Annotated in this window: 7 protein-coding genes and 1 pseudogene; 3 read left to right on the forward strand and 5 right to left on the reverse strand. The window is 71.1% G+C overall.

The window, feature by feature from the left end:
• Positions 1 to 9: 9 nt before the first annotated feature.
• The 3 genes from ACGFXC_RS31920 to ACGFXC_RS31930 all read left to right on the forward strand — a co-directional run bounded on the left by ACGFXC_RS31920 (position 10) and on the right by ACGFXC_RS31930 (position 1,944).
• Positions 10 to 1,221: an outer membrane lipoprotein carrier protein LolA gene (locus ACGFXC_RS31920; RefSeq protein WP_393718365.1), complete on the forward strand. Its 1,212-nt coding sequence runs from the start codon at positions 10 to 12 to the stop codon at positions 1,219 to 1,221.
• Between the two features lie 106 nt (positions 1,222 to 1,327).
• On the forward strand, positions 1,328 to 1,531 hold the full coding sequence (locus tag ACGFXC_RS31925) for a hypothetical protein (RefSeq protein ID WP_251050317.1): 204 nt from the start codon (positions 1,328 to 1,330) through the stop codon (positions 1,529 to 1,531).
• A complete protein-coding gene (locus ACGFXC_RS31930; RefSeq protein ID WP_393718366.1) occupies positions 1,528 to 1,944 on the forward strand; it encodes a hypothetical protein in 417 nt (138 codons plus the stop codon). Before ACGFXC_RS31925 ends, ACGFXC_RS31930 begins: the two co-directional genes overlap by 4 nt.
• 21 nt (positions 1,945 to 1,965) lie before the next feature.
• Here ACGFXC_RS31930 and ACGFXC_RS31935 read toward each other — a convergent pair whose 3' ends face one another.
• From ACGFXC_RS31935 to ACGFXC_RS31955, 5 genes and pseudogenes are all read right to left on the reverse strand, one after another.
• Positions 1,966 to 3,282 carry a M28 family metallopeptidase gene (locus ACGFXC_RS31935; RefSeq protein WP_393718367.1) on the reverse strand — a complete coding sequence of 439 codons (1,317 nt, stop codon included), beginning with the start codon at positions 3,280 to 3,282 and terminating at the stop codon, positions 1,966 to 1,968.
• A gap of 205 nt (positions 3,283 to 3,487) precedes the next feature.
• On the reverse strand, positions 3,488 to 4,510 hold the full coding sequence (rarD, locus tag ACGFXC_RS31940) for an EamA family transporter RarD (RefSeq protein ID WP_393718368.1): 1,023 nt from the start codon (positions 4,508 to 4,510) through the stop codon (positions 3,488 to 3,490).
• A gap of 99 nt (positions 4,511 to 4,609) precedes the next feature.
• On the reverse strand, positions 4,610 to 5,464 hold the full coding sequence (locus ACGFXC_RS31945) for an SDR family oxidoreductase (RefSeq protein ID WP_393718369.1): 855 nt from the start codon (positions 5,462 to 5,464) through the stop codon (positions 4,610 to 4,612).
• A gap of 161 nt (positions 5,465 to 5,625) precedes the next feature.
• Entirely contained in the window at positions 5,626 to 6,696 is a 1,071-nt protein-coding gene (locus ACGFXC_RS31950; RefSeq protein ID WP_393718370.1) for a 2-oxoacid:ferredoxin oxidoreductase subunit beta, read from the reverse strand.
• Positions 6,689 to 7,687 (reverse strand): annotated as a pseudogene (locus ACGFXC_RS31955) (2-oxoglutarate ferredoxin oxidoreductase subunit alpha); the annotation flags it as partial. The gene ACGFXC_RS31950 and the pseudogene ACGFXC_RS31955, both read right to left, overlap by 8 nt.

Consider the following 7,687-nt stretch of genomic DNA (forward strand, 5'->3'; position numbering starts at 1 on the left):
GGCACTGACATGGCAGCGAACACGAAGACCTCTCGCAAGGCCGCCCGGTACGCCGTACCGGTAGCGGTGGCGGGCGTCGCCGCGGCGAGCGTGGCGATGGTCCCGGCCTTCGCCAACGCGGGCGGCCCGGACCTGCCCAAGGTGACGGCGCAGCAGCTGATCGAGAAGGTGGCGGCCTCCGACGTCCAGCAGCTGACCGGCACGGCGAAGCTCAGCACCGACCTCGGTCTGCCCACCCTCGCCTCCGGCCTGCTGGGCGGCGGCGGCATCGCGGGCGGCTCGGCCGACCCGCAGGACAAGGTGGCGCAGCTCGCCAACGGCACGCACACCTTCCGCGTCGCGGCCGACGGCCCGGACCGCCAGAAGCTGACCTTCCTGGACGGCCGGGACGAGTACACCCTCGTCCACAACGGCACCGACGTCTGGGGCTACGACTCCAAGTCCAACGAGGCCTTCCACGAGAAGGCCGACGGCAAGGACGCCGGCCGGGGCGCGGACGACAAGAAGACCGCCGACCGGCTCGGGGCCTCCCCGCAGCAGCTCGCCCAGGACCTCCTCAAGGAGGCCGGGCCGACCACCGACATCGGCGTGGGCGACACCGCCCAGGTCGCCGGCCGCGACGCCTACCAGCTCGTCCTGAAGCCCAAGCAGAGCGGCTCCACCATCGGATCCGTCCAGATCGCCGTCGACGCCAAGAACGGCGTGCCGCTGCGCGTCCAGGTGCTCTCCAGTCAGGGCGGCAAGCCGATCGCCGAGGCCGGTTTCAGCCAGGTCTCCTTCACCAAGCCCGGCGCCGACACCTTCGCCTTCACCCCGCCCAAGGGCGCCAAGGTGACCGAGGGCGCCGACGGGGCCCGCAAGGGCGGGGAACACGGCAAGGACTTCAAGGGCCTGGAGTCCATCCCCGGCCTGGACGCCCTGACCGGCGCCGGAGCGGGCGGCAAGGGGGACGTGAAGGTCTTCGGCGAGGGCTGGGCGACGGTCGCGCGCATCGACACGGGCGCCGGCAAGAACCTCGGCGACCTCCAGAACGACAAGAACGCGCCGAAGGAGGCCAAGCAGTTCATGGACTCCCTCGGCGACAAGGTCAGCGGGAAGTTCGGCCAGGGCCGGATCTTCTCCACCCGCGTCGTCAACGCGCTGATCACCGACGACGGCAAGGTCTACGTCGGCGCGGTCACCAAGGACCAGCTCGTGAAGACGGCCGACTCCGCCAAGTAGCGCCGTCGGGGCCGCGGGTGGCCGGGGGTGGCCGGGGAATGTGTCCCCGGCCACCCCCGGCCCGTTCCGCTCCTGCGTACAGCACGGCCGCTGTACGGTGTTGCCCATGTCGAGACACGTCACCATCCGCCTGGACGAAGAGTTCCACGAACGCCTCAAGGCGCGCGCGGCGGCGCTGGGGACGACGGTCACCGCGCTCATCACCGAGGTGACCGAGCGCGAACTCGACGAGGACCGGAAGAGCTTCCTCTCCGGGATCGACGAGTTCGCCGACCACTGGGGCTACTTCCAGGAGCGGTTCGGCAATTGAAGATCACCATGGAGTGGGCCTGGACCGCCCTCGCCCACCATCTGCCGTCGGATCCCGCCGTGTGGGACCCCTCCGGGGTCGCCGCGGCCGTCGCCCGTCACCAGAACGACCTGGTGCTGGTGCCCGAGCAGCCCGCCCCCGACACCGCCTGGCGGGCCGCCGCGTTCCTGCACACCCTCGCCGTGTGCCCCGCGCTGGAATCCCCGATGAACGAGTTCTACGCGGCCGCGGCCACCCGCTCGTACCTGCGGGTGGCCGGGGCCAAGCAGCTGCCCTCGCCGGAGGAGCTGGGCGACCTGGTCGAGGCCGCCAAGCTGGGCCGGGTGGACATCGGAGGGGTCGCGGAGGAGCTCCGCGCCCGGATGCAGGAGCCGCTGCCCGCCTCGCTGAGGTCCCACGGCGAGGACGCGTAGCCGGCGGGCTGCGGACCGCCGCTAGAAGGTGATCTTCCAGCTGTTGATGTAGCCGACGTCCTGCGCGCCGACGTCCTTGACCTGGAGCTTCCAGACGCCGTTCGCGACCTCGCTCGACGCGTTGACGGTGTAGGTGGCGATCACGTTGTCGGCCGAGTCCGAGCTGGAGTTCTTCAGCAGGTACGCGGTCCCGTCCGGGGCGATCAGGTTGATCACCAGGTCACCGCGGTAGGTGTGGACGATGTTGACGTCGACCTTGGTGGTGGCGGGGGCGTTGCCCGTCACGCCGGAGACCGTGATCGGCGAGGTCACCGCGGCGGCGGGGGAGTCCGGGATGTTCACGTCCGTGGTGTTCTCGAAGGACTTGCCCGGCGGCACCGGGGTGGCCGCCCCCAGGTTCCAGACCGCGTACGCGATGGCGTCGGCGTTGCGGTCCAGGGCGGTGTCGTTGATGTTCGCCGTGGTGTCGCAGGAGGAGTGGTAGCAGCGGTCGAAGGCCTGGCCGGACGTGCCGCCCCACTTCTGGGCCTGCGCCGCCGTCTTGGTGTAGTCGGCGCCGGAGAACAGGCCGCCGACCGGGATGCCCGCGCTCTTGAAGGGCGCGTGGTCGGAGCGGCCGTCGCCCTCGGTCTCGATCTCCGTGGGGATGCCGAGGCCCGCGTAGTAGTTCTTGAAGGTCTGCTCGATCGTCGGGTCGTCGTCGTAGACGAAGTAGCCCGGGTTCGGCGAGCCGATCATGTCGAAGTTCAGGTAGCCGGAGATCTTCGCCTTCTCGGCGGCCGGCAGGTTGTTGACGTAGTACTTCGAGCCGACCAGACCCAGCTCCTCCGCGCCCCACCAGCCGAAGCGCAGGTGCTTGGTGGGCTGGAGGCCCGCGCGCGAGACGGCCAGCGCCGTCTCCAGGACGGCCGCCGAACCGGAGCCGTTGTCGTTGATGCCGGCGCCGGCGGTCACCGAGTCCAGGTGCGAGCCGGACATCAGCACCGAGTTGGGATCACCGCCCGGCCAGTCCGCGATCAGGTTGTAGCCGGTGGCGCCGCTGGAGGTGAAGGTCTGCAGCGTGGTGGTGAAGCCCGCCGCGTCCAGCTTGCCCTTCACGTAGTCGATCGAGGCCTTGTAGCCGGCCCGGCCGTGCGCGCGGTTGCCGCCGTTGGCGGCGGCTATGGACGAGAACTGCGACAGGTGCGCCTTGACGTTGGCCAGCGGGATGTCGGGCGGCGTCGGCGCGGCGGCGTGGGCCGTCGGGGCGGCGAGCGCGGCGGGAGAGGTGGCGGCCAGCAGACCGGCGACCGCGAGCGCGGTCACGGCGGCCAGGCGCCGGGAGACGGACAGGCTCATGTGGGGGCTCCGGGATTCCGTATGGGGATGAGACGGAACGTGCGGGGATGGAGCAGGTGAACGATCGTGCGCCAGTGCGAGCCTGATGTTCAGCGAGAGCATGACTGCCCGTCAAGACCACGATTCGGACAGGGGAGTTCGGTAAACGGACGGTCCCCGGTACGAGGGTTTCGTACCGGGGACCGGGTGGGAGGAGGGGAAGGCGTTACGCGGGTTCGCGGGCGCTCGCCCCGTCCGCCGCGCCGTCCGCCGCCCCCTGCGGGACGGAGCCGCCCGCAGCGGTCGCGTCCGGGAGGCCGGCGGGCGCCGCCGCGGCGGCCGCCGCCTCGGCCAGCCGGACCCGCGAACGCCGGGCGCCGCGCAGCGCGTCCCAGGTCAGCAGCACCAGCGCGACCCAGACCAGCGCGAAGCCGGCCCAGCGCTCCGGCGGCATCGCCTCGTGGAAGTACAGCACCCCGAGCCCGAACTGGAAGACCGGCGCCAGGTACTGGAGCAGCCCCAGCGTGGACAGCGGCACCCGGATCGCGGCCGCCCCGAAGCAGACCAGCGGGATCGCGGTGACCAGCCCCGTCGAGGCGAGCAGCGCGGAGTGCCCGAGCCCCTGTGCGGCGAAGGTCGAGCGGCCCTCCGCACCCAGCCACAGCAGGTAGCCGAGGGCGGGCAGGAACAGCACCGCCGTCTCGGCGGTCAGCGACTCCAGCCCGCCCATGCCGAGCTTCTTCTTGATCAGCCCGTAGGTGGCGAAGGAGAAGGCCAGCGTCAGCGAGATCCACGGCGGCCGCCCGTGCCCGACGGCCAGCACCACCACCGCGGCGAGGCTGATGGCGACGGCCGCCCACTGCACCCGCCGCAGCCGCTCGCCGAGCACGAGCACCCCGAGCGCGATGGTGACCAGCGGGTTGATGAAGTAGCCGAGGCTGGCCTCGACGACCTGCCCGTTGTTGACCGCCCAGATGTACAGGCCCCAGTTGACGCTGATCACGGTCGCCGCGAGCGCGGTGAGGGCGAGCTTGCGCGGCTGGCGCAGCAGTTCGCCGATCCAGCGCCAGCGGCGCAGCGCGAGGAGCGCGACCCCGACCACGGCCAGCGACCACACCATGCGGTGGGCCAGGATCTCGATCGCCCCGGACGGCTTCAGGAGCGGCCAGAAGAGCGGGACCAGCCCCCACATCCCGTACGCGCCGAATCCGCAGAGCAGACCCGTGCGCTGCTCGTTGTCTGCCTTCACGGGCCCTCCAGTGCGACTTCCGGCCAATCTCACAACCTCACGACGGTAGCGCCGCGAGGAGTCGCTGTCATGCCCGTTCCGGCGAGATACTCATGACACTCAGGCCAGCGCCTCCGCGATGGCACGGGCCACCGGAGTCGTCGGGCGGCCGATCAGGCGCGCCAGGTCCCCGCTGGTCCCGGCCAGCCGGCCGCGCGAGATCGCCGCGTCGACGTCGACGAGGACCTCCGCGAAGCCCTCCGGCACCCCGGCGCCGGTCAGCGCCGCCAGGTGCTCCGACGCGGGCAGCGCGGCGTACGCGACCTCGCGGCCGGACTGCCGGGCGACCTCGTCGGCGTACTCGGCCAGGCTCCAGGCGGTGTCGCCGGAGAGCTCGTAGACCCGGTTCAGGTGGCCCTCGCCGGTCAGCACGGCGGCGGCCGCCGCCGCGTAGTCCGCCCGCGCCGCCGAGGCGATGCGGCCCTCGCCCGCGCTGCCGAGGACGGCCCCGTGCTCCAGGACCACGGGCAGCTGGGCGGTGTAGTTCTCGTGGTACCAGCCGTTGCGCAGGAAGGTGTACGGCAGGCCGGAGTCCAGCACCGCCTGCTCGGTGACCTTGTGCTCGGCGGCCAGCGCGAAGTCGGCCTCGGGCCCGCCGAGGATCCCGGTGTAGGCCAGCTGGGCCACCCCGGCCGCCTCCGCCGCCTTGATCACGGCGGTGTGCTGGGGCACGCGCCGGCCGACCTCGCTGCCGGAGATCAGCAGGACCCGGTCGCCGGCCCGGAAGGCACCGGCCAGCGCCGCCGGGTCGTCGTAGTCCGCGACCCGCACCTCGACGCCGCGCGCCTTCAGGTCGGCGGCCTTCTCCTCGTCGCGCACGACGACGGCCAGCGCGTCGGCGGGAACCTTCGTCAGCAGCTCCTCGACGACGAGGCGGCCCAGGGATCCGGTGGCTCCGGTGACGACGATGCTCATGGTGTTCACGCTCCTGTGCGGGATTTCCGTGCGGTGATTACACCACCCTACAGAAAGCGCTAACTTTTTGAAAGTGCTTGAGGTCGCCTCGCCTCGCCTACGACGGAGCCCGGACCCCGTAGCGGGATCCGGGCCCGGCCCTGCGGCGCGCGCGGCCACCGTCAGCCGGTGACGGTCCAGGTGTCGTTGCCGGTGAGGAGGGTGGCGAGGTCGCCCTTGCCCTTCTGGTCGATGGCGGTGTCGAGCTGGTCGGCCATGAGGGTGTCGTAGACGGGGCGGGTGGTGTCGCGGAAGACGCCGATGGGGGTGTGGTGGAGGGTGTCGGGGTCCGCGAGGCGGGAGAGCGCGAAGGCGGTGGTGGGGCTGGTGGTGTGGGCGTCGTGGACCAGGATCTGGTGTTCGTTCTGGGCGGTCACGTCCACCACGTCGAGGTCTCCGGTGCGGGGGTCGCGTACGACGCCCTTGGCCTGGTCGGGGCCGAAGCGGATGGGGTGGCCGTGGTGGAGGGGGATGAGGGCTTCGAGGGCCTGGTCTTTGTCTTTGAGGGCGTCGAAGGCGCCGTCGTTGAAGATGTTGCAGTTCTGGTAGATCTCGACGAGTGCGGTGCCCTGGTGGTCGGCGGCGGCGCGCAGGACCTCGGTGAGGTGTTTGCGGTCGGAGTCGATGGTGCGGGCGACGAAGGTGGCTTCGGCTCCGAGGGCGAGGGAGACGGGGTTGAAGGGGGCGTCGAGGGAGCCCATGGGGGTGGACTTGGTGATTTTGCCGACTTCGCTGGTGGGGGAGTACTGGCCTTTGGTGAGGCCGTAGATCCGGTTGTTGAAGAGGAGGATTTTGAGGTTGACGTTGCGGCGGAGGGCGTGGATGAGGTGGTTGCCGCCGATGGAGAGGGCGTCTCCGTCGCCGGTGACGACCCAGACGGAGAGGTCGCGGCGGGAGGTGGCGAGGCCGGTGGCGATGGCGGGGGCCCGGCCGTGGATGGAGTGCATCCCGTAGGTGTTCATGTAGTAGGGGAAGCGGGAGGAGCAGCCGATGCCGGAGACGAAGACGATGTTCTCCTTGGCCAGGCCCAGCTCGGGCATGAAGCCCTGCACGGCGGCGAGGACGGCGTAATCACCGCAGCCCGGACACCAGCGCACCTCCTGGTCCGACTTGAAGTCCTTCATCGACTGCTTCGCCTCGGCCTTGGGCACGAGGGACAGCAGGTGATGGGGAGCGTCGGTCACCTCAGTCATTGATGGCCTCCTTGAGAACCGTCGCGAGCTGCTCCGCCTTGAAGGGCATTCCGTTGACCTGGGTGTACGACTGGGCGTCGACCAAGTACTTGGCCCGGATCAGGGTGGCCAGCTGTCCGAGGTTCATCTCGGGCACCACTACCTTGTCGTAACGCTTCAGGACCTCTTCGAGATTCCTCGGGAAGGGGTTGAGGTGGCGCAGGTGGGCCTGCGCGATGGGGTGCCCCGCGAGCCGCAGCCGGCGGACGGCGGCGGTGATGGGGCCGTAGGTGGAGCCCCAGCCCAGGACGAGGGTCCGGGCGTCGCCGGTGGCGTCGTCGACCTCCAGGTCGGGGACCTCGATGCCGTCGGTCTTGGCCTGGCGGGTGCGGACCATGAGGTCGTGGTTGGCGGGGTCGTAGGAGATGTTGCCCGTGCCGTCCTGCTTCTCGATGCCGCCGATCCGGTGCTCCAGGCCCGGGGTGCCCGGCACGGCCCAGGGCCTGGCCAGGGTCTGCGGATCGCGCTTGTAGGGCCAGAACACCTCGGTGCCGTCCGCCAGGGTGTGGTTCGGGCCGGTCGCGAACTGCACCTTCAGATCGGGCAGGTCCGCCACGTCCGGGATCCGCCAGGGCTCGGAGCCGTTGGCGAGGTAGCCGTCCGAGAGCAGGAACACCGGGGTGCGGTAGGTGAGCGCGATGCGGGCCGCGTCGATCGCGGCGTCGAAGCAGTCGGCGGCGGTGCGGGGGGCGACGATCGGGACGGGGGCCTCGCCGTTGCGCCCGTACATGGCCTGGAGGAGATCGGCCTGCTCGGTCTTGGTCGGCAGACCCGTGGAGGGGCCACCGCGCTGGATGTCCACGATCAGCAGCGGCAGCTCCAGCGACACCGCCAGCCCGATCGTCTCCGACTTCAGTGCCACCCCCGGCCCCGACGTCGTCGTCACCGCCAGCGCACCACCGAACGCCGCGCCCAGCGCCGCCCCGATCCCCGCGATCTCGTCCTCCGCCTG

The organism is Streptomyces sp. NPDC048507 (assembly GCF_043199995.1).
Taxonomy (GTDB): domain Bacteria; phylum Actinomycetota; class Actinomycetes; order Streptomycetales; family Streptomycetaceae; genus Streptomyces.